Genomic DNA, 22,417 nt, shown 5'->3' on the forward strand with positions numbered 1-22,417 from the left:
CCAACGTCGCTCGGGCGGCCTGGGAGTCGTGGTGGCCGCCTTGGTCATCACGGCCTGCGGCTTCGCCGCCGTGGCCGCCGGGTCTAGCTGGCCGCTGCTGCTGGGGGTGGCTTCGGCCTTGGGGTTCTATCTGTGGCACTGGCATCGCGTATCGCTCGAGCCGTTGTCAGCGGATGAAGTTGCGGCGGCCCGTGTCGCTGAAGGCTTGAGCTGGGCGGCACTGCTGGCAGTGATCTTGTCCAGATGAACCGTCCGCCTTGAAGGCCGCGAGCGACAGCGCCGTTGTCGATCAGCCCTTGATCCTGATGAACGTCGAAATGACGTACTTGTCCCCCGACTCCGGCACATGCCCGCAATGCATGTAGTTCCACCCCGCCGGGAACAGCACCAGCTGCCCGGCGCGCGGTTGGATCTTCAGCCCCTGGTGGAAAAACTCTGTCTCGCCGCCGCGGGCCACATCATTCAAGTACAGCACCATCGCGACGACGCGGTCGCCGGTGTTGCCGCCGACCGAATGCGCATGCCAGCGGAAGTGGCCGTCGCCACGCAGGTACATCTGGATCTTGTAGCCGGTGGCCTGCAGGTCGAAAGACTGCAGGATGAAAGCCTGGATGCGCGGATGGATGCGCTGGAAGATCTCCTGCCAGTCGCCGTCGTGCCGGATCTCCAGGTCCCATGAGCGCTTGACCTGCTCGGCCTGGGCCGCCTGGCCCGGGCCGCCAATGCGGCCCTGCCGCTTGCCCTCGTCACTGTCAAAGCGTTCGATGACCGCTCGGCAGGTGGCCTCGTCCAGGCCGGCGTACAGGGTGATGAAGTAGCGGTCGTGCAGCGGGGTCGTCATGGCAGGCCGCGGATCCTAGGGTCGCGGCCTGCGAGGCGCTCAGCACCATTTCATCGATGCACGAGCGGTTTCCGAGGAAGCCGGCGCCCTCTGGCACCGGCTCGTCGGAGGGTCAGCAGCTGACCTTGGCGTAGTTGGTCCCCGCGCCCGCCGCCGCCGGCAGCTTCTGCTTCACGCAGGACGGCGCCTGCAGCGAGTAGCTGTACGGAATGCCCAGCGGGAAGTTGGCCGTGGTGGTCCAGTCGGTCGCGTCGCGCGACGGCGACGAGCCGCTGGCCACCCAGGTGATGCCGTAGGTCGAGAAGTCGGCCGGGCTGCTGATGTTGTTGTTGCGCAGCTGCCAGTAGCCGATGGACGACGAGTCGCGCGACGTGACCGGGTTCTGCGCGTTCTCGAACCAGTTGCCCTCGATCAGCGAGTAGCCACCCATGCGGATGTTGGCGCCGGAGGTCTTCACGCCGCTGTACAGGTTGTTGTACAGGTGGGTGTAGCCGCCGCGCTGTAGCGGCAGCCGCGACGTGACGTTCTGGTAGTAGTTGTGGTGGAAGGTGATGTAGCGGTCGCTGGCGTCGCTGTCGCTGGAGCCGATCAGGCCGACCTTCTGGTGGTCGTGGATGTAGTTGTACGAGTAGGTGATGTGGTGGGCACCGGCCTTGCTGTCGATGAGGCCGTCGAACTCCAGGTCACCCGCGCCGCTGCACTCCTTGGTGCTGCTGAACAGCGTGTTGTGGTCGATCCAGATGTAGCCCGGCGTGCCGCCGCTCTGGCCCTCGATGCCGATGGCGTCGATGGAGCCAGGCAGCAGGCCGATGGTCATGTTGCGGATGATGATGTTCTGCGCATTGGCCTTGATCGCCAGCCCGAAGTTGGCCGACGAGCCGTTGGCACCTTCGATGGTGATGTTGCTCTTGTTCTTGATCTCGACGATGGTGCCGGCCGGCTTCTGCCATTGCGCGCAGGAGTCGGTGATGGAGTTGAAGTCGAAGGTGCCGGTGTAGCGCAGCACCAGGCCGCCGGTGCCGGTGTACGCGTTGATGGCGGCCTGCATGGCCGCGGCGGTGCTGACCGTCTGCACCGTGGCGTTGCCGCCGCCGGTCACCGTGCCGGCATAGCCGCCGCTGTGGCCGGCCGGAGCGGGCGCGGGCGTGGGGGCAGGCGTCGGAGCCGGCGTGGGGGCGGGTGTCGGCGCCGGGGTAGGCGCTGGCGTGGGAGCTGGTGTGGGTGCGGGCGTCGGGGCCGGCGTGCCCACCGGGCCGACGGCGCACTTCTTCGTCAGGCCGGGGTTGGGGTCGGAGCCGAAGGTGGCCGTCGTACAGGCGATGTTGCCGCTGAGGTTCTTGATGACCCACTTGTCCTTGATACCGAAGGACACGGGGCGCGTGGCCGTGCCGGCCTTGCAGGTCTCGCCTTCGTCGGCGCACTTGGAGTAGCCGGACGGCCAGTCCACCGCGTGGGCAGCCGTGGCAGCCAGCAGCAGGCCCATCACGGTGCCGGCGGTGCGGACCGTGGGCAGCGGCGGCGGGGTGATCTTCTTCATGGTTTGTCTCCTGTCGTTGTGGCGGCGCGGTATCCGTCCAGGCACGCGCAGCCTGCGCCGCCCGGCTGCCCAGGGGGCGCCGGCACGGTCGCGGTGTGGTGGGAGGAACCAGTGCCGACGTCAGGTCGCAACCGGCCGATCCGCGCGCGAGGGGCGCGGCGACGTCAGGTCGGCGCGGCCTTGCCGCCGCGCATCGCGATGCAATCATGAAACATCGTTCTGTTTTTATGGATACGGAGTTTCACGAAGCTCGCGACAACGACGAGCAAGTCGTAACTTCGTTGCCGACTCGTAGAGGGCTCAGCCGCCGCCCAGTTGCCGGGCGCGCTCCAGGAAGCCGGTCATGCCCATGCGCTCGAACTCGATCCGCGCCCGCTCCAGCGCCGCGCGCCAGCCGTCGTCCAGCTCCAGTTCGGCCTCCAGCAGCGCCGTGACGGCGGCCTCGTGGTCGGAGTTGCGCTGCTCGCCGGCGCCGCGCGCCAGCGCCAGGTAGCGGCGCGCCCGCGGCGCGTCGCCCATGCGGGCGGCCAGGCGCGCGGCCGCGCGGTAGGCCATCGCGCCGCCAATCCAGTCGTGCTGGCGGCCGCGCCTCAGCGCCAGCGCCACGTGGTGGCGCGCCGCGCCGGCATCGCCCTGCGTGGACAGCAGGTCGGCCAGCCAGCCGTGCTGGAAGCTGCTGTACAGGCCACCGCCGCGCGGCGCCAGCCAGGCCGTGGCATCCAGGATGTGCTGGCGCGCCGCGGGGTCGGCGTCCTGCATCCAGGCCCCGTAAGCGCCGGCGGCATGCCCCATCGCGCAGGTGAACATGCTGCGCACCTGCGCGCCCACGCGGTGCGCGACGGCCGCCGCCTGGCGAGCTTCCGCCCAACGGCCCTGCCACAGCAGCACGGCGGCGCGCCAGCCCTGCATGCTGGCTTCAACCGCATGGCCGCTGCCGTCGAACGGCGCCAGCGCCTCGGCAAAGATCTCGTGCGCCTGCTCGAAGCGGCCCTGGTCGCCCAGCACATAGGCGCGGCAGCACAGCGAGAACGACAGGCCGATCTGGTTGATGGCGCTCTTGCTGGCGCGCTGGCGCTGGCGGGCGATGGCCAGGTCCAGCATGGGCAAGGCCTCGGCGTAGTTGGCCGCGGCGGCCTGCAGCTGGCCCACGGTGCCGGGCAGCTGGGCCAGCAGCGCGTTGTCGCCACAGGCCTGGGCGGTCTCGACGGCGGCGCGCGCATGGCGCAGGCTGTCGCGCGTTTCGCCCAGCGCATAGCCCACGTAGGCCAGCCAGTACTCGGTGCGCGCGATGAGGCCGGCGTCGCCGTCGGCCTGTGCCAGCCCGGCGGCGTGGCGCAGCACGCGCAGGTCGTCCTGCGAGGCGTCGAACACACAGGCCATGCCCAGGCGCTGCGCGATGCCCACCCAGCGGCGGCGCCGATGCTCGTCGTCGGGCAGGAACTCCAGCGCGGCCAGCGCGGCGCGGAACTGTTTCTTGGCGCGGTCCAGCGCCGACGCGGCCAGCGCCTGGTCGCCGGCGGCCTCGGCGTGGCGGGCGGCGGAGGGCCAGTCGTTGGCGGCGGCGTCGTGATAGGCCAGCTGCTCGTGGAACTGGCCCGCGGCGGCGGCACCGCGCGCGGCCAGCTCGGCGCTGATGCGGCGGTGCAAGGCCTGGCGCTCGTGCAGGCCGGTGGCCTCGTAGACGACGTCGCGCGTGATGCCATGCTTGAAGCGCAGATGGCCGGGGCGCTGGTCCGGGAAGATGAAGTCCTGCGCGGCCAGCGCCTGCACGGCCGGGTGCCGCTCGCCGCAGCCGGTCAGCGCTTCCAGCAGCCACACCGGGATGACGTTGCCGATGACGGCGGCCAGCCTCACCAGGCTGGCCTGCTCGGGCGGCAGCCGGCCCACGCGCGACTCGACCAGCGCGGCCAGCCAGGCGGCGCTGCTCTGTCCCTCGGTCAGCCCGCCCCGCGCATCGGCCGCGGCGTGGCACAGCTCCTCGATGAACAACGGATTGCCGCCGGCGTGGCGCTGCACTTCGGACGCGATGAACGGGTCGATCTGCGGCAGCAGCAGCTGCACGGCGCGGGCCGCCTCCGTCTCGGTCAGCGGCGGCAACTCAATGACGTCGGCATGCGCGTCGTTGGCGTCGGGCGGCGCGCTGCCGGCCTGGTCGGGCTGGGGCCGGCTGGCGGTCAGCAACAGCAGCGGCAGGCGCTCGCGGTGGGCGGCGGCGCGCAGCCGGTGCAGCAGGCGCAGCGATGCATCGTCGGCCCATTGCAGGTCGTCGATGCAAACCACCTGCGGCGTGCGGCGTGCCAACGCCAGCAGCAGCGCCAGCAGCGCGTCGGCGCGCTGCGCCGGCTCGCTTTGCTGCGCGGCGAACAGCTCGGGCGGCGCGTCCTGCGGACGGTCGGCCAGCCCGCCCATCGCGCGCAGCATCTGCAGGAAGGGCTGCAGCGGCTCGGCGCTGAGGTAGCTCTCGCAGTAGCCACGGTGGATCTGGCAGGCCTGGTCGGCCGCGCGGCGCAGGAATTCCTCGGTGAGCCGGGTCTTGCCCACGCCGGCGCCGGCGCGCAGGCCCAGCCAGTGGCTGTTGCCGGCCAGCGTGCGGGCCAGGGCCGCGTCCAGCGCGGCCAGCTCGCCGCCACGGCCCACGAAGGGGGCCAGGCCACGGCGCACGCTGGCCTCGAAGCGCCTGCCCACGGCGGCGCGACCGTGCACGCGGTAGGCGGCCAGCGGCGTCGCGCGGCCGCGCAGTTGCAGCGTGAAGCGCGGGCCGGTCTCGAAGAACTGGCTTTGCAGGCCCAGGCTCTCTTCGCTGGCGATGATCTCGTCGCGCTTGGCGGCCTCGGACAGCCGCGCGGCGATGTTGGGCGCGTTGCCCAGCAGCTCGAAACGGCCGCGCATCTGGTCGCCGTCGTTGACGAGCACGATGCCGGCGTGGATGCCGCTGTGCAGCGTCAGGCCGGGGAAGTCGGCGGGCTTGGGGCCGGGAGGCACCAGGCCACGCACGGCGGTATGCAGCTCCAGCGCGGCCTCGGTGGCGCGGCGGCCATCGTCCTCGCGCACCTCGGGATGGCCGAACACGGCCAGCATGCCGTCGCCCTGGATGCGCGCGATGACGCCGCCGTGGTGGGGCACGATGCGCTCGTACAGCTCACGCAGGCCGGCCAGCATGGCGGCGTAGTGCTCCGCTTCCATCCATTCGGCCATGGCGGTGGAACCGCTGAGGTCGACGAACAGCAGCGTCAGCAGGCGGCGCTGGCCGACGCTGGCGGGGCTGCCAGCCGTCGGGGCCGTGAGGGGGGCGGGGGACTCGGTCACAGCGACGGTCATCCTAGCGCCAGTGCCCTGGGGCGGATCAGTAGAAATGACGTTCTTGACGCGCCGCCCTAACCTGGGGCGGCGTCAGACCTTCATCAAGCTTGCATCGGCGTGAAATCCGTGTCGGCCACGGTACGCGGCACGTCCATCGGCAGGTCTTCCTCGCGCAGGCCCAGGTAGATGGGCTCGCCGTTGCGGCGGTGGATGTTGATCTTGGCGTTGTAGACACGGTGGATGAAGCCGTGCTTGTCGGCCATCTGGTACTCGCTGATGCCCCACAGGCCCGTGCCGTCGCGGCGGCCGGTCAGGTAGCAGGCGATCTCGTCGACCTCGGAGCCGGCCAGCTTCAGGCCGTTCAGGCTGCGCAGCGGGGCCCGCGTGCGCTCGACGAAGTCCAGGCTGTCGATGCGCACGTCCTCGCCAGTGGCCTCGTCGTGCATCAGCGTGTTGAACTTGCCCACCAGGATCTGGCCCGGCATCGCATGGTCGATCATGCGCGCCAGCTCGATCGTCACCTGGCCCACCAAGTAGCTGAACGAGGTCGGGTTCAGCCCTTCGGATTGATAGAACTCGTAGTGCGAGCCGACGTGGAAGCAGGCACGCAGCCGCGGCACCGATTCGGGCCGAGTGGCGCGCTCCTGGGCCAGCGCGTTGTCGGCCAGGATGAACTGCATCAGCTGGTACAGCTCGACGTTGGCCTCCACGCCGCGCATGCGGTTCCAGATGTAGAAGCCGTCGCCCGTGGTGGTGCGCGCGAAATTGATGTTGATCTCGCGGTCCAGCAGCTTGGCGTAGGCCGCGTTGACCGAGCAGGACAGGCTGTTCAGCTGCACGACCTGCTGCAGCGGCGTCAGCAGCGAGAAGCCCACTGCGTCGAACAGGATGACGGCGCGGTCCTCCACCATGCGCACGCCGTAGCGCGCGGCGATGGCCGCGATCAACGGCAGGCCCAGCTTGCGCTCGGGCGAGAACGGCAGCTCGATGAACTGCGGCTTGATGCCCAAAGCGGCGCTGACGGCGTCGAAGGCATGGGCGTCCAGGTGCTCCTGGTTGGACAGCAGCTTGTCGAGCAGGCGCGCGCGGCGCGTCAGCTCCGGCTGCGGCAGCGTGCCGTCGCCGAGCGCGAACTCGGTCAGCATGGGATGCGGCGCCACCAGCACGCGCAGGCCCTTGGCCTCGGGCGTCCACGCAAAGATGAGGTTGTGGCCCAGGTTCCAGAGCCCGTACAGAGCCTGGTCCAGCAGGATGATGTTCTCGCGCAGCTGGGTTTCGGTCAGGCCGGCCGGGGCGGGATAGGCCATGAAGCCATCCAGCCAGGACCGGCGTTTGCGCAGCTCTTCTTTCACAACGGGCTCCGATAAGAGGCCCGATTGTCTTTCAGAGATGTAACGGCAGGTGGTCCGGCAAAACCCCCCGAATGAGGTCGTGGCAAGCGCTGGAACCTGGAGTTCAAGCCGAGTCGTCGGCGCAGCCGCGGCCACCGGCCCGCTGCGCCGGCGACTCGGCTCGAACGTCGTGCATGTCGGTCATCGTCATGCGAGGCTCAGGCGCGGCGCGTGTTGCTCTTGGCAGCGGCCAGCGTCTGTTGGCGCAGCAGCGTGGCTTCGCTGGCACCGACGACGACGACGCGCGGCAGCTGGGCGACTTCGGGCGTGGCCTTGCCGGTGATGACGACGCGTGGCAGCGTCTTCACGTCCTGCGGCGCGGCATGGGCGGCAAAGGCGGTGAACGCGAACGCGGCGACGGCAGCGGCTTGGATCAGGACGGTGGCTTTCATGATGCTTCCTTTCGGTGTTTTCACAGCGGGATTGCTGTGTCGATGGAAGCAGTTTCTGCAAAGGCACCGCCCGCCGCCACGCCGCCACGCCGCTGCGATGAAGCGTCAGGCGCGGGTGGTGAGTTGCAGGCGGCCGGGATGAATGGTCGGTTCGCAGGCCCGAGATGCCTGGCGCGCGGTGAACTTCATGGTGTGCTCGCGTTGCCGATGTGACGCCCCAGGAAACGCTCCACGCGCCCCCAGAAGTCCTCGTTGGTCTTCAGGTTGAACCAGCCATGGCCTTCGTCGCCGTAGACCACCCATTCCATCGGCTGGTCGGCGCGCAGCGCGGACTTGAAGTCGGTGCCGTGCTTGAGCGGCACGCGCCGGTCCTCCGCGCCGTAGGCCACCAGCAGCGGCAGGCGCACCTCGGCGGCGCGCTGCAGCGGCGAGGTCTTCCTGATCTGCTCGGCGTCGGTGGCCGGATCGGCGATCAGGCGCCTCATGCCGTACTTGCGCCACTCGTCGGACGCGTCGCTCCAGGAGATGCTGGACAGCAGCCCGATGTCGGTGACGCCCACCCAGCTGACCGCGCACTTGAACAGATCGGCCTGTGTGACCGCGCCCATCAGCGCCGCGTAGCCGCCGTAGCTGGCGCCGGCGATGCAGGCGCGCTTGGGGTCGGCCCAGCCCTGCTTGACGGCCCAGGCCAGCGTGTCGCCGATGTCGTCCTGCATGGCCAGCCCCCATTGCTTCCAGCCGGCACGGAAGTGGCGCCACCCGTAGCCGGTGCTGCCGCGGAACTCCGGTTCCAGCACCAGGTAGCCGCGACTGGCGAGGAACTGCGCATCACGCTCCCAGGCCCAGTTCGTGCCCCGCAGATACGGCCCGCCATGCACCAGCACGACGGTGGGCGTCGCGCGCTTCACGCCGCCGGCCGGCTGCGTGACCAGCACCGGGATCTCCAGCCCGTCGCGCATCTTGACGCGGTGGTAGTCGCGCTGGCCCATCGCGGCCGGCGGCAGGTCGGGTCGCGTGCCCGCCAGCGGCTGCAGCGACTTGTCGGCCGTCTTGTACAGGTAGTAGAGCGGCGGCCGCAGGTCCGACAGCGACGTGACGACCAGATGGCTGGCGCCGACGCAGCGCAGGCACTCGATGAGGTTGATGCTGCCGGGCAGGCGGGCGTCGATGTCGGCCTGCACGGCCTTCATGCCGGCGTCCAGCCAGGCGGTGCCCGGCGCATCGGTCTCGTAGCGCACGCCCAGCAGGCGGCCGCTGCCGGGTTCGGTGATGAAGCTGCCCTCGAAGTCATAGCCGGGTGTGGAGACCAGCGGCTCGCCGTCGCTGCGGCCGGTCTTGGGGTCCAGCTTGAACACGGCGGCGTAGCCGCGTGAGCCCTGCTCGCCCAGCATCAGGTCGTCGGGCCCCACCCAGGTGGGCAGCGGGTTCTTGCGGGCTTGGGGGTCGTCCTCCACCCAGGGTTGCCAGCGACCTTCCGCATCGCGCCGGTAGCTGCGCACGCGCCCCTGGTGCTCGGTCTCGACGAGATAGGGCTCGCCGCGCCAGTCCAGCAGCCAGCGCCGCGTGTAGTCGGGAATGCCCTGGCTGATCGTGCGCATGAGGCCGGTGCGCGTGTCCAGCCGCGCCAGCTGCACGCCCATGGCCTCGCTGTCGTCCGACCAGGGCCGCCGCAGCACGATGACCTCGTTGCCGTCCAGGCCCGGCGGCACGCCGCGCAGGGTCCAGTTGATGTCCAGCCGGCGGTCGTTGATCAGCGTCGCGGTGCCGATGAAGTGCTTGTCGCTGTTGATGAGCTGGCGCTGCTTGCTGCCGTCGCGGTCCACCGCCCACAGCCCCTGGGCGACGACACGGGTCGTGCCGTCCGGCGAGTCGGACACGTCGAACACCAGCCGGTCTTCGTTGACCCAATGGTGGTGGGCGATGTCGGCATCGTTGAAGCCGGCCACGAACTTGGGCGACTTCATGTCCTGCAGGTCCAGCACGGCCAGCCACATGCGGTCGTTGCGGCCCGCCGCCTGGATGGCGAGGTAGCGGCCGCTGGGGCTGAGCTTGGGCGCGCGCACGGAGGGCCGCTTGAAGAACGCGCTGACGGGCGGCGGTTCGGCGGCCATAACGGCCCCATGCCCGACCAGCGTTGCCCATGCGATGACTGCGGTACCGAATATCGTCCTCAACGGGACCTCCCTGTCGGTTTTGAGCGTCGCATTCTGGCGGCCTATCATGGCCGGTTCGCTTGTGAAAACTCCCATGTCGCTCCCTGAGTCGAAATTCATCCGCGTGCGCGGCGCGCGCACCCACAACCTGAAGAACATCGACGTCGACCTGCCGCGCCACGCGCTGGTGGTCATCACGGGGCTGTCGGGCTCGGGCAAATCCTCGCTGGCCTTCGACACGCTCTACGCCGAGGGCCAGCGGCGTTATGTGGAAAGCCTGTCCAGCTACGCGCGGCAATTCCTGCAGCTGATGGACAAGCCGGATGTGGACGTCATCGAGGGCCTGTCGCCCGCGATCTCCATCGAGCAGAAGGCGACCTCGCACAACCCGCGCTCCACGGTCGGCACGGTCACCGAGATCCACGACTACCTGCGCCTGCTGTACGCCCGTGCCGGCACGCCGTTCTGCCCCGACCACCACCTGCCGCTGGAGGCGCAGTCGGTCAGCCAGATGGTGGACGCCGTGCTGGCCCTGCCCGACGAGAGCAAGCTGATGCTGCTGGCGCCGGTGGTGCGCGACCGCAAGGGCGAGTTCGTCGAGCTGTTCCAGGACCTGCAGGCCCAGGGCTACATCCGCTTCCGCGTGGACGGCGCCACCGTCGAGGCGCCCGCCATCCCGGCGCTGAAGAAGACCGAGAAGCACGACATCGACGTGGTCATCGACCGCGTGAAGCTGCGCGCCGACTCGCACGACCAGCTGCGCCAGCGCCTGGCCGAGAGCTTCGAGGCCGCGCTGCGCCTGGCCGAGGGCCGTGCGCTGGTGCTGGACATGGACTCGGGCGCCACGACCCTGTTCTCCAGCAAGTTCGCCTGCCCGGTCTGCTCCTACTCGCTGCCTGAGCTGGAGCCGCGGCTGTTCTCGTTCAACTCGCCGGTGGGCGCCTGCCCCAGCTGCGAAGGCCTGGGCCAGACCACCGTGTTCGACGCCGACCGCGTCGTCGCGTTCCCGACGTTGAGCCTGGCCAGCGGCGCCGTGAAGGGCTGGGACCGCCGCAATCCCTACACCTTCTCGCTGCTGGAATCGGTCGCGGCGCACTACGGCTTCGACGTCGAGGCGCCATGGGAGAGCCTGCCCGCGGACGCGCAGCAGGTGCTGCTGCACGGCTCGGGCGAGCAGGACATCAGCTTCGTCTATCAGGCCGAGACGACCAGCGGCAAGAAGCGCTCGGTGAAGCGCCAGCACCCGTTCGAGGGCATCCTGCCCAACCTGCAGCGCCGCTTCAAGGAGACCGACTCGGCCGCCGTGCGCGAAGACCTGGCGCGCTACATGGCCGCCAAGCCCTGCCCCAGCTGCGAAGGCTCACGCCTGCGCCGCGAGGCCCGGCATGTGGTGCTGCAACCGGCCGACGCCGCAGCCGGCTTCAAGGGCCGCCCCATCTACGAGGTGGAGCATTCGACGCTGCGCGAGTGCCTGGACTACTTCGAAGGGCTCAAGCTCAAGGGCAACAAGGCCGAGATCGGCGACAAGGTCATCCGCGAGATCTCGTCGCGCCTGCGCTTCCTGAACGACGTGGGCCTGAACTACCTGAGCCTGGACCGCAGCGCCGACACGCTGTCGGGTGGCGAGGCGCAGCGCATCCGGCTGGCCTCGCAGATCGGCTCCGGCCTGACAGGCGTCATGTATGTGCTGGACGAGCCCAGCATCGGCCTGCACCAGCGCGACAACGACCGCCTGATCGCCACGCTGCGGCGGCTGCGCGACCTGGGCAACTCGGTGCTGGTCGTGGAGCACGACGAGGACGCCATCCGCGCCGCCGACTGGGTGCTGGACCTCGGCCCGGGCGCCGGCGTGCATGGCGGCAAGATCATGTCGCAGGGCACGCCGGAGCAGGTGGCGGCCGACCCCAACTCGCTGACCGGCCAATACCTCAGCGGCGCGGCGCGCATCGAGGTGCCGGCCCAGCGCCACAAGGCGTTCGAGGACCAGAAGCTGCGCATCGTCAACGCCCGCGGCAACAACCTGAAGGGCGTCAGCGTCGAGGTGCCCGTCGGCCTGCTGACCTGCGTGACCGGCGTCTCAGGCTCCGGCAAGAGCACGCTGGTCAACGACACGCTGTACGCCGCCGTCGCGAAGAAGCTCTACCAAAGCCATGCCGACCCGGCGACGCACGACGAGATCGAGGGGCTGGACGCGTTCGACAAGGTCATCAACGTCGACCAGTCGCCCATCGGCCGCACGCCGCGCTCCAACCCGGCCACCTACACGGGCCTGTTCACGCCCATCCGCGAGCTGTTCGCCGAGATGCCCACGGCGCGCGAGCGCGGCTACGGACCGGGGCGCTTCAGCTTCAACGTCGCCGGCGGCCGCTGCGAGGCCTGCCAGGGCGACGGCGTGCTGAAGGTGGAGATGCACTTCCTGCCCGACGTCTACGTGCCCTGCGACGTCTGCCAGGGCCGGCGCTACAACCGCGAGACGCTGGAGGTGCTCTACAAAGGCAAGAACATCACCGACGTGCTGAACATGACGGTGGAGGACGCCTTCAACCTGTTCAACGCCGTGCCCACGCTGGCGCGCAAGCTGCAGACGCTGCTGGACGTGGGCCTGGGCTATGTGAAGCTGGGCCAGAGCGCGACGACGCTGTCCGGCGGCGAGGCGCAGCGCGTGAAGCTGGCGCTGGAGCTGAGCAAGCGCGACACCGGCCGCACGCTCTACATCCTGGACGAGCCCACCACCGGCCTGCACTTCGCCGACATCGCACTGCTGCTGAAGGTGCTGCACCAGCTGCGCGACGCGGGCAACACCATCGTCGTCATCGAGCACAACCTGGACGTCATCAAGACGGCCGACTGGCTCATCGACATGGGCCCGGAGGGCGGCGCGGGCGGCGGCACGCTGCTGGTGGCCGGCACGCCGGAAGACGTGGCGGCCTGCGAGGCCAGCCACACGGGGCGCTATCTGGCACCCCTGCTCAGGAAGCGCTGATCAGTCCCGACGGCCGCGCCTGGCGCGGAAGCCGATGACCATCAGGCCGGCGGCGATCATGGCCCAGGTGCCCGGTTCGGGCACGGCCGGCGTCACGCCCGGCAGCGATTCGGTGGGGCGCACGGTGCCGGGTGGCAGCGACGGGATGCCGATGCCCACCAGCTGGGGGCCGCCCGAACCGCTGGGGCCCGTCGCCGGCGTGCCGCCCAGGCTGGCAAAGCTGGCGCTGGGCGCGGCCTCGCCCGGGCCGCCCAGTGAGGCAGCGCCGGACTGGCCGGCAAAGCTGTCGGCCGGCGCGGCGGCCATGGGACCAGCGCCAGGGGCCTCGAATTCCAGCGGCGCCGTCTCTTCGGCGCGGGCCGACGAGGCGACGTTGGTGGCCTGGCTGGGCGCGATCGCGGCCGGCTTCTCCAGGCGGCGGATGCGGCTGACGTTGCGGCAGACCGTGGGCACCAGGATGCACTGGCCGTCCTCGCAATAGACCAGGCCGCGCTCCTGCGTCTTGGCCGTCCACTTCGTGCGCGTGACGGTCGTGCAGACGGCGCCGGGGCCGAAATGCATGTCGCGGATCTCCGGCGCGTAGGTGGCCTGGCCCTTGATCGCGTCGCGCTCGATGACGACCATGTCGTCGTACTGGCGGGCCTGCATGCGCGCCTTCAGCTTGTCGCGCGTGGCGGCCGGGATGTCCCGGTAGCGGTCGACGGCCGCGACCACATCACCCATGAAGGGGTTCGCACCGGGGCGGTCCCAGCTGCACTGGGGCAGCGTGGACCCGGCCGAAACGGCAAGGGCGAGGGTGGCGATCAGGGACATGAGGGGCCAGACGACGGCGGCACGCCCGAACCAGGGCGCATGGCCCAAGTATTAGGGATGGCTAGGGTTTGTACCCGTTGAATCCCCCCGAAGGCGGGGTGTGCCGGGGGTGAGATAAATCACGCAAAACCTGGAAAAGCAGCCAGGGTGCACCGCCGGCCATTGCTGCTATCGTGCCGACCGCTTCCTTGCAGTCCCCGATCGCTCCATGTCCGCTCACGCCTCCCCGCAGGTGCTCTACGTCGAAGACGACCGCATCCACCTGATCCTGATGGAAGAGGTGCTCCGGCAGTTGCCGGGCTGGCAGCTGCGCTGCGCCGAGACCGGCGCGGAGGCCCTGCAGGCACTCGCCGAGCAGCGGCCCGACCTGGTGCTGGTGGACATGAACCTGCCCGACATGACGGGGCTGGAGCTGCGCCGCCAGGCCGTGGCCGACCCCAGCCTGGCGGATGCGATCCAGCATTCGCGCTGGGTGGCCTTGTCGGCCGACGACCCCAGCGCCATCGTCCGTGCGGCTCGCGAGGCCGGCTTTGCCGACTACTGGCTCAAGCCCATTGACGTGCCGCAACTGCAGCGCGCGCTGCAGGGCTTGCTGGACTAGGGCCTGTTAAGCCACAAGGCAAGAAAAAACCCGGCCGAAGCCGGGTTTGTCGGAGGCGAGGCCGCGGCGAGCGCGGCGCCGCTTCACTTCAGGTGGCTGTTGATCAGCTTGGTCATCTCGAACATGTCGGCCTTGGCCTTGCCGAAGATTTCCTTCAGCTTGGCGTCGGCGTTGATGACGCGCTTCTGCAGCTCGTCCTGCAGCTTGTTCTTCTTGATGTATTCCCAGACCTTCTTGGTCACGTCGGTGCGCGGCAGGGGTGCCGAGCCGACGATGGCGGCCAGAGCCGCGCTGGGGGTCAGGGCCTTCATGAAGGCGGCGTTGGGCGTGCGCTTCTTGGCGGGCGCAGCGGCCTTCTTGGCCGGGGCTGCCTTCTTCGCAGGAGCAGCGGCCTTCTTGGCCGGAGCTGCCTTCTTCGCGGGCGCAGCCGCCTTCTTCGCCGGGGCGGCCTTCTTGGCCGGAGCCGCCTTCTTCGCGGGCGCGGCCTTCTTCGCAGTTGCCATGTCGATTCACTCCATCAAAGGTTGTTGATGTGCCGGGTCCGGGTGAAGGCCGCGTAAGCCTTCAATACTCTCTAGCACCCTGCGGCGGCGATGGTACTGCGCTTCTCTAGGGAAAGAGAAGGCTTTCTCCCAGGAGGAAACGCGTATCCGCCCAGGAAACATCGGGGTTGTAGCGGGCCTGCATCACTGCGCCCCCGGTCGATGCACGTTCAGTACACGTCGCGGCGGTAGCGGCCCTGCTCGATGAGGTGGTCGATCTGCGCTTCGCCAAGGGTCTCGCGCAGCACCTCATCGACCGCCGTGGCCATGCCTTGCAGGCTGCCGCAGACGTAGATGGCGGCGTCTTTCGCAAGCCATTCGCGCAGCGTGTGGGCCTGTTCGGCGAGCAGATGCTGCACATAGCGCTGCTGCGCCTGGTCGCGCGAGTAGACGCGGTCCAGCCGCGCGAGCAGGCCTTGCGCGGCCCAGGCTTGCAGCTCGCCGTCGTAATGCGCGTCATGCGCGGCCTGGCGCTCGCCATAGACCAGCCAGGCCGGCGGAGCGCCGGCAACGGCACGCGCCTTCAGATGGGCGCGCAGGCCGGCCAGGCCCGTGCCATTGCCAATGAGGATCAGCGGCCGCGCGGCGTTTTCGCCGATGCGAAAAGCGGCATGGCTGCGCACGCGTAGCGCGATGGTGTCGCCGACCTGCGACTGCGCAGTCAGCCAGCCGGACGCCAGGCCCAGGCTGCCGTCGTCGCGCTGCGTCTGGCGCACCATCAAGTGCACGCGGCCGTCGGCCGGCAGCGATGCGACGGTGTATTCGCGTGGCCGCCCGGGCTCGCTCGCGTGCTGCACCTGCACGAGGTCGCCGGCCTGCCAGTCGGGCAGGGCCTGGCCCGCGGGCGGCAACAGCTCGATGTGGAAGACGCCGCCACCGGCGCTGCCGGGGTTCAGGTGCTCGCGCGCGGCCAGCTGCCAGGGGTCGAAGTGAGCCTCTTCCCACGCGGGCATGTCGGCGGTGCCGGCGATATGGCCCAGTTGGTGGCGCCAGTGCTCCAGCGCGGCGGCGTCGCAGCGGTCCACGTCGATGCGCTCGAACAGCGCGTTGGCGCCGGCCTGCTGCAACCACGCATCCAGTTCGCGACCGAAGCCGCAGAAGTGGTCGTACGTGCGGTCACCCAGCGCAAGCACGCCGAAGTTCAGACCTTTCAGGTCGGGCGCAGCCTCCAGCGCGGCACGCCAGAAAGGCGTGGCGGCGTCGGGCGGGTCGCCCTCGCCGTAGGTGCTGACGACGAACAGCGCATGCGTGGCGCCGCGCAGCTCGTCAGGGCGGATGCTGCCCAGCGCCGCCAGCCGCACGGGCTGGCCGGCCACGTGCAGCGCGCGGGCGGTCTGCAGCGCGAGGTCTTCGGCCTGGCCGGTCTGGCTGGCGTGCAGCACCCACATGGGCGGCGCGCCGGCGCCGGCCATCGCCGGCAGCAGCTGCGCGGCGGCCTCGGCCTGCAGGCGCAGCTTGCGCCGGAACCGCCAGGTGACGAAGGCACACAGCAGCAGGTAGAGGGCGATCAGCGCGATCGCCAAAGGCAGGCGGTCGGTGATCACAGCGACAGTTCCTGCAGCGCAGGCGTCCAGGCTTCGCGGAAGCTGCCGTCGTCGTCGCGCCAGACGATCTGGGCGGCCAGGCCCTGCTCCACCGCGAGCGCGAGACCGGCCTGCGGCCCCAGCACGGTCAGCGCCGTGGACCAGGCGTCGGCCCACATCGCGCTGTCGTGCACGACGCTGACCGACGCGATGCCATGCTCGATCGGCCGGCCGGTACGAGGGTCCAGCGTGTGCGGGCGGCGCCGGCCGTCGGCGTCGATGAAGCAGCGGCGGTAGTCACCGGACGTGGCAATGGCCAGGCCGTGCAGCGCGACGCGCGTGGGCGCGAGGCCGCAGTCGGGTGCCGGTGGCTCCAGCTCCACCCACCAGGGCTGGCCGTCGGGCTTGAGTCCGGCGCCGCGCAGTTCGCCGCCGATCTCAACCAGATGGTCGGGCAGGCCACAGTCGGCCAGCACGTCGGACACGCGGTCCACCGCATAGCCCTTGGCAATGGCGGACAGGTCCAGGCGCACGCCGCCGGGCTGGGTCAGGCGGCGCGTGGCGGCGTCCCAGCGCAGCGCGCGTGAGGAGCGGCGGGCAGCCTCGATGGCGGCATCGCCGGGCAGCGTGAAGCCCGGCTCGTCATGGCGCGGCCGCAGGCCCGCAGGGCCGAAGCCCCACAGCGCGACCAACTCGCCGGCGCCCGGGTCGTAGGCGCCATCGCTGGCGGCCGCGACGCGCAGCGCCGCGTCCATCACGGTCGCGAAGGCCGGTGGCAGCAGTTGCTCGTGGCCGGCTGGCGCGGCGTTGAAGCGGCTCAGCGCGGAACCAGGCTCCCAGTGGCTCATCTGCGCGACGACGCCGGCCAGCGCCGTGTCGATGGCGCGCGCGATGGCCTCCAGCCGCAACTCGCGCGGGCCGACGCAGCGCACCGACCAGGTCGTGCCCATGCTCTGCCCCTGCAGCTCATGGGTGACCTGGCCCCAGGCCGGCGGCTCGCCACGGATGGCGAGCGGCACCAGCACGCGGGGTTCGAGCGCGGCGACAGCGGTCACGCGAGACTTACTTGGGCAGGACCTCGAAGGTCGCGCTCAAGGACGCGCGCTGCAGCGGCGCCTCGCGCGTGCCTTGCGGCTGGCCTTGCGCCGGGCGCTCGCCGAAGTTGGCGCCGATCAGGTAGCGGCCGGGCTCGCTCCAATTCACGGTGAACTCGCCCTTGTCGTCGCTCTTCAGCGCTTCTTCGCCGATCTTGTAGCGGTAGCGGTTGCCGTCGCGCAGCAGGCGCAGCGTGGCGTTGGGCAGCGGCTTGCCGTCCAGCACGAGGCGGAAGCGCGTGGTGTCGCCATGGCTCAGGTCGGTGACGGGGCTCAGCGGCAGCAGCTCCAGGCCCTGGCCTTCGGGCGCGAACGCGAACTTGCTGGAGTCCTCACGCGTGACGAAGGTCTGCTGGCGCGTCGTCGTGACGGCGAAGCTGGTGATCTCGGCATCGGCCGGCACGTCCTTGGCCAGGTTGGCCTGCGTGGTGCGGAAGCGCTTGGTCTCGCCGCCCTGCTTGTAGGCACCCATGATGGCCTGGCTGACGTTGCTGACGCGGTAGGTGCCGTCCTGCGCCAGCTTGACCTCGAAGCTCTCGCGGTGGCGCGAGCTGGTGCGGTTCTCGGCTTCCAGCGGCTTGCCGTCCGGGCCGGTGATGCGCAGCGTGTCCAGCTTCAGGCCGCGCTCGAAGATGAACAGGTCTTCGGAGACGGCGGCATCGAAGGCCGCGGCCGGGGCTTCGCGGCCACCGGCGCCGAATTGCGTCTGGTTGGGCAGCAGCCAGCTCAGGTGGGCATGGGCGCTCAGCGGCAGCAGGGCAGCGGCCAGGGCGAGGGGCGCGAGGCGGTGAATGAAGCTCATGGCAGGTCTCCTTAAGGTTTGACGGTCAGCTGCACGGCGCCCAACTCGTGCTCGCCTTGCGCCTTCACTTCGCCGGCGGCCTTGATGGGCCAGGTGAAGGGGATGCGCTGCACTTCGCGGCCACCGGCTTCGCGGCTGGACTCGATGACCATCTCGTACTGACCGGCTGGCAGCTTGTCCAGGTTGGGGTGCTTGTCGAATGAGATGACGTGCTCGCCCGGCGCGCGCGTGGCGCCGCTGACGCCGTCGACCGGCATGGTCAGGTTGCGGCCGCCCTGGCGCCACCACTGGCGCATGTCCTTCAGCCACTTGGTGCCACCGTTGTTGGGCTTCTTCAGGTCGTACCACACGGCCAGCTGCGCGGCGGCCGCGGGCTCGCCGGCCTTCTCCAGCCACACGCCGATGTAGGGGCGGTGGTACTCGGCCACGTTCAGGCGCGGCACCTCGATCTTGAGCTGCACAGTGGCGGCCCAGGCGGAGCTGCCGACGCTCAGGGCGCCGAGCGCGCCGATGGCGCTGAGTGCGGTGGGAGTGAGGGAACGACGGGTCATGGTGGTTCTCGCGGGAGGGAAGATTCAGTGGATGAGCAGCAGCGCCAGCAGCGCCGGCAGCACGAAGCCGATGCCGACGAGCGGCCAGGTGCTGGGTCGGTGGGTGGCGTGGTACTTGAGGATGAGCAGGCCGGTGATGCAGAACACCAGGCAGGCCACGGCGAAGATGTCGAGGAACCAGCTCCAGACCGTGCCGGTGTGGCGGCCTTTGTGCAAGTCGTTCAGATAGGAGATCCAGCCACGGTCGGTGGATTCGTACTCCGCGGCGCCGCTCTGGCGATCGATGCGCAGCCACGCATCGCCACCCGGGCGCGGCTGGGCGACGTAGATCTCGTCAGGCGTCCATTCGGCGTCGGTGGCGGCGTCGAAGCTGCGGTCCAGGTGCTTGCCCATCCACTCGCGCAGCGGGGCGGGCACGGGCTTCTTCTCGTCCTTGGCGGCGTCGGGCGCACGCAGCTGGGCCACCAGCTCGGCGGGCAGCTGCAGCTGCTTCTGGACGATCGCTGGCTTGGCCTCGATGCTGCTGGCGTGGTTCAGCGTGATGCCGGTGATGGCGAACAGCATCATGCCGACCAGGCACATGGCCGAGCTGATCCAGTGCCAGCTGTGCAGCTGCTTGAGCCAGCCGGCGCGGCGCGCGGCATCGGAGGCGCGGGGCTTGGATGAGGTCACAGGTCTGCCCATTGCCGCAGCAGGTTGTGATAGTGGTGGGTCAAGGCCTTGGTCTCGTCGTCGTCGCCGAGGCGTGCGCGCAGGCGCTGGATGGTCTGGTCCAGCTCGTACAGCATGCTGCGGCGGGCGTCGTCGCGCACCATGCTCTGGGTCCAGAAGAAGGAGGCCACGCGCGCGCCGCGCGTGACGGGCTCGACGCGGTGCAGGCTGCTGCTGGCGTAGACGACCATGTCGCCCGCCGGCAGCTTGACCTCGTGCTCGCCGTAGGTGTCGGAGACGATGAGTTCGCCGCCGTCGTATTCGTCGGGTTCGCTGAGGAACACAGTGGTGGACACGTCGCTGCGCAGCGGCTGCTCGGTGCCGGACTGGCGCATGACGGCGCCGTCCACGTGCATGCCGTAGTGCCCGCCGCCTTCGTAGCGGTTGAACAACGGCGCCAGCGTGCGCAGCGGCAGCGCGGCGGAGATGAACAGCGGGTGGCGGGCGAGCACCTGGCGGATGTGGTCGCCGATCTGCTTGCCGACGGGATGGTCCACCGGCAGCTGCAGGTTGCGCTTGACCTGCGCGCCCTGCTCGCCGACGGTCTGGCGGCCATCGGTCCAGTCGGCGGCGTCGAGGCCGCGGCGCATTTCGCGCACATCGTCCTTGCTCAGTACGGCGGGGATATGAAGCAGCATGGCTGGAATGACCAAGCCCGCCCCGGTGCGGAGCCGGCGCGGGCTTGGGGTTGGCTAGCTCGAAAGACCCATTAGAACGAGAAGCGGGCCGTGACCGTCGCCGAGCGCGGTGCGCCCAGGAACAGGCGCGAGCCGCCGTTGTTCAGGGCCTGCATGTAGACCTTGTCGGTGATGTTGGCGACGTTGAGCTGCAGGTTGACCAGCTTGGAAACGCGATAGGCAGCCATCAGATCGAACACCGTGTAGGCCGGAAGGTTGGGCGTGTTGGCCGGAGTAGCGCCGGCGGCGGCGACGGTGACGACACGCTTCTGCTCGGCCATGTGGCGCGCACCACCGCCGACGGTCAGGTCGCCCCACTGGTAGGACGTCCACAGCGTGGCCGAGAAGTCCGGCGACCAGCGCACGCCGTCGGTGACGGTGACGACGCCGGTGGTGCTGTTGACGCTCTGCTGGTTGAGCTGCTTGATCTTCATCGTCTGCAGGCCGGCGGTGATCTGCCAGAAGTTCGTGATCTGGCCGACGGCGGCCAGCTCGATGCCTTCCACGCGGGTCTTGCCGTTCTGGATGCTGGCCTGCGTGACCGGGTCTTGCGTGACCTGCTTGTCGTTCTCGGTGCGGTACAGCGCGGCGCTGACGTTCAGGCGCTTGTCCAGCAGCTCCCACTTCGTGCCGATCTCGTAGTTGCTGGTCTCCTGCGGCTCGGCCGTGGCCGCGGCCTGGCCGGAGGCCGACAGCGTGAAGTTGGCGCTGCCCGGGGGCGTCACGGAGTTGGCGGCGGCGGCGTAGACCGTGCCGTTGTCCGCCAGCTTGTAGGTGGCGCCGACGTTCCAGCTCGTGATCCAGTCGCCATGGCGCAGCGAGGTGCGGTTGATGGTGTTGTTGGCGATGGCGGACGACAGCGTCGAGATGTTGAAGTGCTCGTAGCGCAGGCCGGCGTTGAGCTTCAGCGCGTCGGTGACGCTGACGGTGTCGAACGCGTAGAGGGCCTGTGTGGTCGTCTTGCCTTCGGAGTCTGCGCCCGTCAGGTAGGGCGTGCCCATCGCGTCGGCGCGGTTCGGGTTGTACAGGTTGGCGGCGGGCGCTGCCACGGCGGCGTAGGTCACGCCGTTGATGGTCTGCGCGGTCGTGCCCACGCCCAGCGTCAGCTGCTGCTCGTGCATCAGCTCGATGCCGGTGGCCAGGTCGTGCTTCATGCCGGCCAGCGTGAACGAGGTGTTCAGGCTGGTCTGGTTGGCCAGGATCTCGTTGGTCTGGTTGACGCGTTGGCGCGAGCGGCTGATGGTCCAGGTGCTCGGATCGGCCGGCGTGACGGCCGTGATCGCGTTGATGCCGGTCAGCACGCGGTCCATGTGGGTGCGGCCGTAGCGCGAGATGTTGCGGATGGTCGTGCCGCCGCCCAGATCCATCTCCAGCTTGGCCGTCACCATGTCGGCGTCGATCTTCTCGTAGTCGCTGCTGCTGCCGTAGTACTGACTGGTGGCGCGTCGCGTCGCGTTGCGCACCTCGGCCGTGGCGTTGTAGAAGCCCTCGAAACCGATCGTGGACATGCCGCCGTCGGGCTTGTTGTCCTGGCGCACGTGCTGCGAGAACAGGTAGAAGCGCGTCGGCGTGCCCAGGCCGAAGGCCACGGACGGCGCGATCGCCCAGCCCTTCTTCTTCACGAAGTCGCGGCCGGGGACGCCGTTGTCCTGGGCCATCACGTTGACGCGGGCGGCGATGCTTTCACCCAGGCGCAAATTGGTGTCCAGCGTGGCGCGCTTGCGGCTGGCGTCGCCCAGCGTGACGGTGGCGTCGGTGATGGTGTCCAGCTGGGGCAGCTTGCTGATCAGGTTGATGTAGCCGGCGCTCGCGCCGCGGCCCGTGTCGGCACCTGCCGGGCCTTTCACGATCTCGATCTGTTCCAGGTTGAACACGTCGCGCGTGACGGCGCCCAGGTCGCGGACACCGTCGACGAAGGTCGAGGTCTGCAGCGAGAAGCCGCGCATCTGGAAGGTGTCGCCGGCCGAGGTGTTGCCGTTCTCGCCCAGCTGCATCGTGATGCCGGGCGTGTTCTGCAGCGCTTCCATCAGCGACACGGCGCCCTGCTCCTGCAGCGTTTCCTTCTTGACGACCTGGATGGTCTTGGGCGTCTCCAGCAGCGTCTGCGTGATCTTGGAGGAGGCGCTGACGTCGGCCTTGAACGGGACGTCCTTGGCAGCCTGCACCTTCACGGTGGGCAGCGCGGCCTCATCCTTCTTGGCGTCGGCGGACGCCTGCTGGGCGGCGACGGGCAGGCTCAGGCTGGCGGCCAGCGCGGCCAGGGCGTGGGGGGCAAGCTTGTGCTTGCGGCTCTTGATCATGGACATGGGGGGGCTCCAGGGGTTCGATTTCTAGGCGCTGGCTTGCCGTGCCCGCCCGTGCCGACCGAGGGTCGCAACGGGCCGGGAACGCCTGGCTTGCTATTCGCGGGCGGCGTGGCCGCTCGCAGAAACATTAATGATAATGATTCTCATTAATAGGTGAAAAGACTTTTTGGCGCAGGGGTGATGGCACGTGGCATCCAAGC

The 22,417-nt window shown here is 69.6% G+C and carries 18 protein-coding genes; 3 read left to right on the top strand and 15 right to left on the bottom strand.

What is annotated here, in order from left to right; all coding sequences use genetic code 11:
* Positions 1-31 precede the first annotated feature (31 nt).
* Positions 32-247: a hypothetical protein gene (locus tag J2X21_RS12280; protein ID WP_310328813.1), complete on the top strand. Its 216-nt coding sequence runs from the start codon at positions 32-34 to the stop codon at positions 245-247.
* Positions 248-289: 42 nt separating this feature from the next.
* Here the strand turns inward: J2X21_RS12280 and J2X21_RS12285 are convergent, their stop codons facing one another.
* The 6 genes from J2X21_RS12285 to J2X21_RS12310 all read right to left on the bottom strand — a co-directional run bounded on the left by J2X21_RS12285 (position 290) and on the right by J2X21_RS12310 (position 9,572).
* Positions 290-841, bottom strand: coding sequence for a 2OG-Fe(II) oxygenase (locus J2X21_RS12285; RefSeq protein ID WP_310328814.1), 552 nt, complete (start codon positions 839-841; stop codon positions 290-292).
* Positions 842-953: 112 nt separating this feature from the next.
* Positions 954-2,378 carry a pectate lyase family protein gene (locus tag J2X21_RS12290; protein WP_310328816.1) on the bottom strand — a complete coding sequence of 475 codons (1,425 nt, stop codon included), beginning with the start codon at positions 2,376-2,378 and terminating at the stop codon, positions 954-956.
* A 300-nt stretch (positions 2,379-2,678) separates the two neighbouring features.
* Complete coding sequence (locus tag J2X21_RS12295; RefSeq protein WP_310328817.1) at positions 2,679-5,696, bottom strand: ATP-binding protein; 3,018 nt, start codon at positions 5,694-5,696, stop codon at positions 2,679-2,681.
* Positions 5,697-5,779: 83 nt separating this feature from the next.
* Positions 5,780-7,030, bottom strand: coding sequence for a hypothetical protein (locus J2X21_RS12300; RefSeq protein ID WP_310328818.1), 1,251 nt, complete (start codon positions 7,028-7,030; stop codon positions 5,780-5,782).
* A gap of 197 nt (positions 7,031-7,227) precedes the next feature.
* Positions 7,228-7,461 (bottom strand): hypothetical protein, encoded by a 234-nt coding sequence (locus J2X21_RS12305; protein WP_310328820.1) that lies wholly within the window; start codon positions 7,459-7,461, stop codon positions 7,228-7,230.
* A gap of 185 nt (positions 7,462-7,646) precedes the next feature.
* Positions 7,647-9,572, bottom strand: a complete 1,926-nt coding sequence (locus tag J2X21_RS12310) for an alpha/beta hydrolase family protein (protein ID WP_310328821.1) — start codon at positions 9,570-9,572, stop codon at positions 7,647-7,649.
* 136 nt (positions 9,573-9,708) lie between these two features.
* On the opposite strand from J2X21_RS12310, the gene uvrA reads away from it, so the two are divergent.
* A complete protein-coding gene (gene uvrA, locus J2X21_RS12315; RefSeq protein WP_310328823.1) occupies positions 9,709-12,597 on the top strand; it encodes an excinuclease ABC subunit UvrA in 2,889 nt (962 codons plus the stop codon).
* Here the strand turns inward: uvrA and J2X21_RS12320 are convergent, their stop codons facing one another.
* Entirely contained in the window at positions 12,598-13,410 is an 813-nt protein-coding gene (locus tag J2X21_RS12320) for an MHFG family PEP-CTERM protein (RefSeq protein ID WP_310328824.1), read from the bottom strand.
* 208 nt (positions 13,411-13,618) lie between these two features.
* Here J2X21_RS12320 and J2X21_RS12325 point away from each other — a divergent pair, with 208 nt between their 5' ends.
* Entirely contained in the window at positions 13,619-14,011 is a 393-nt protein-coding gene (locus tag J2X21_RS12325) for a response regulator (protein WP_310328825.1), read from the top strand.
* Between the two features lie 83 nt (positions 14,012-14,094).
* Here the strand turns inward: J2X21_RS12325 and J2X21_RS12330 are convergent, their stop codons facing one another.
* From J2X21_RS12330 to J2X21_RS12365, 8 genes are all read right to left on the bottom strand, one after another.
* Positions 14,095-14,514, bottom strand: coding sequence for an SWIB/MDM2 domain-containing protein (locus J2X21_RS12330; protein ID WP_310328827.1), 420 nt, complete (start codon positions 14,512-14,514; stop codon positions 14,095-14,097).
* A 209-nt stretch (positions 14,515-14,723) separates the two neighbouring features.
* Positions 14,724-16,097 (bottom strand): sulfite reductase subunit alpha, encoded by a 1,374-nt coding sequence (locus tag J2X21_RS12335; protein WP_310328829.1) that lies wholly within the window; start codon positions 16,095-16,097, stop codon positions 14,724-14,726.
* On the bottom strand, positions 16,094-17,131 hold the full coding sequence (locus tag J2X21_RS12340; protein ID WP_310328830.1) for an FAD:protein FMN transferase: 1,038 nt from the start codon (positions 17,129-17,131) through the stop codon (positions 16,094-16,096). Before J2X21_RS12340 ends, J2X21_RS12335 begins: the two co-directional genes overlap by 4 nt.
* Positions 17,132-17,138: 7 nt before the next feature.
* Positions 17,139-17,972, bottom strand: coding sequence for a DUF4198 domain-containing protein (locus J2X21_RS12345; RefSeq protein WP_310328831.1), 834 nt, complete (start codon positions 17,970-17,972; stop codon positions 17,139-17,141).
* 11 nt (positions 17,973-17,983) lie between these two features.
* Positions 17,984-18,523, bottom strand: coding sequence for a DUF2271 domain-containing protein (locus J2X21_RS12350; RefSeq protein ID WP_310328832.1), 540 nt, complete (start codon positions 18,521-18,523; stop codon positions 17,984-17,986).
* Between the two features lie 24 nt (positions 18,524-18,547).
* Positions 18,548-19,207 (bottom strand): PepSY-associated TM helix domain-containing protein, encoded by a 660-nt coding sequence (locus tag J2X21_RS12355; RefSeq protein ID WP_310328834.1) that lies wholly within the window; start codon positions 19,205-19,207, stop codon positions 18,548-18,550.
* Positions 19,192-19,872, bottom strand: a complete 681-nt coding sequence (locus J2X21_RS12360; protein ID WP_310328836.1) for a Fe2+-dependent dioxygenase — start codon at positions 19,870-19,872, stop codon at positions 19,192-19,194. Before J2X21_RS12360 ends, J2X21_RS12355 begins: the two co-directional genes overlap by 16 nt.
* 71 nt (positions 19,873-19,943) lie before the next feature.
* A complete protein-coding gene (locus tag J2X21_RS12365; protein WP_310328838.1) occupies positions 19,944-22,217 on the bottom strand; it encodes a TonB-dependent siderophore receptor in 2,274 nt (757 codons plus the stop codon).
* Positions 22,218-22,417 lie beyond the last annotated feature (200 nt).

Origin of the sequence: Roseateles asaccharophilus (genome assembly GCF_031458115.1) — a bacterium.
GTDB classification, from domain to species: Bacteria; Pseudomonadota; Gammaproteobacteria; order Burkholderiales; family Burkholderiaceae_C; genus Pelomonas; species Pelomonas asaccharophilus_A.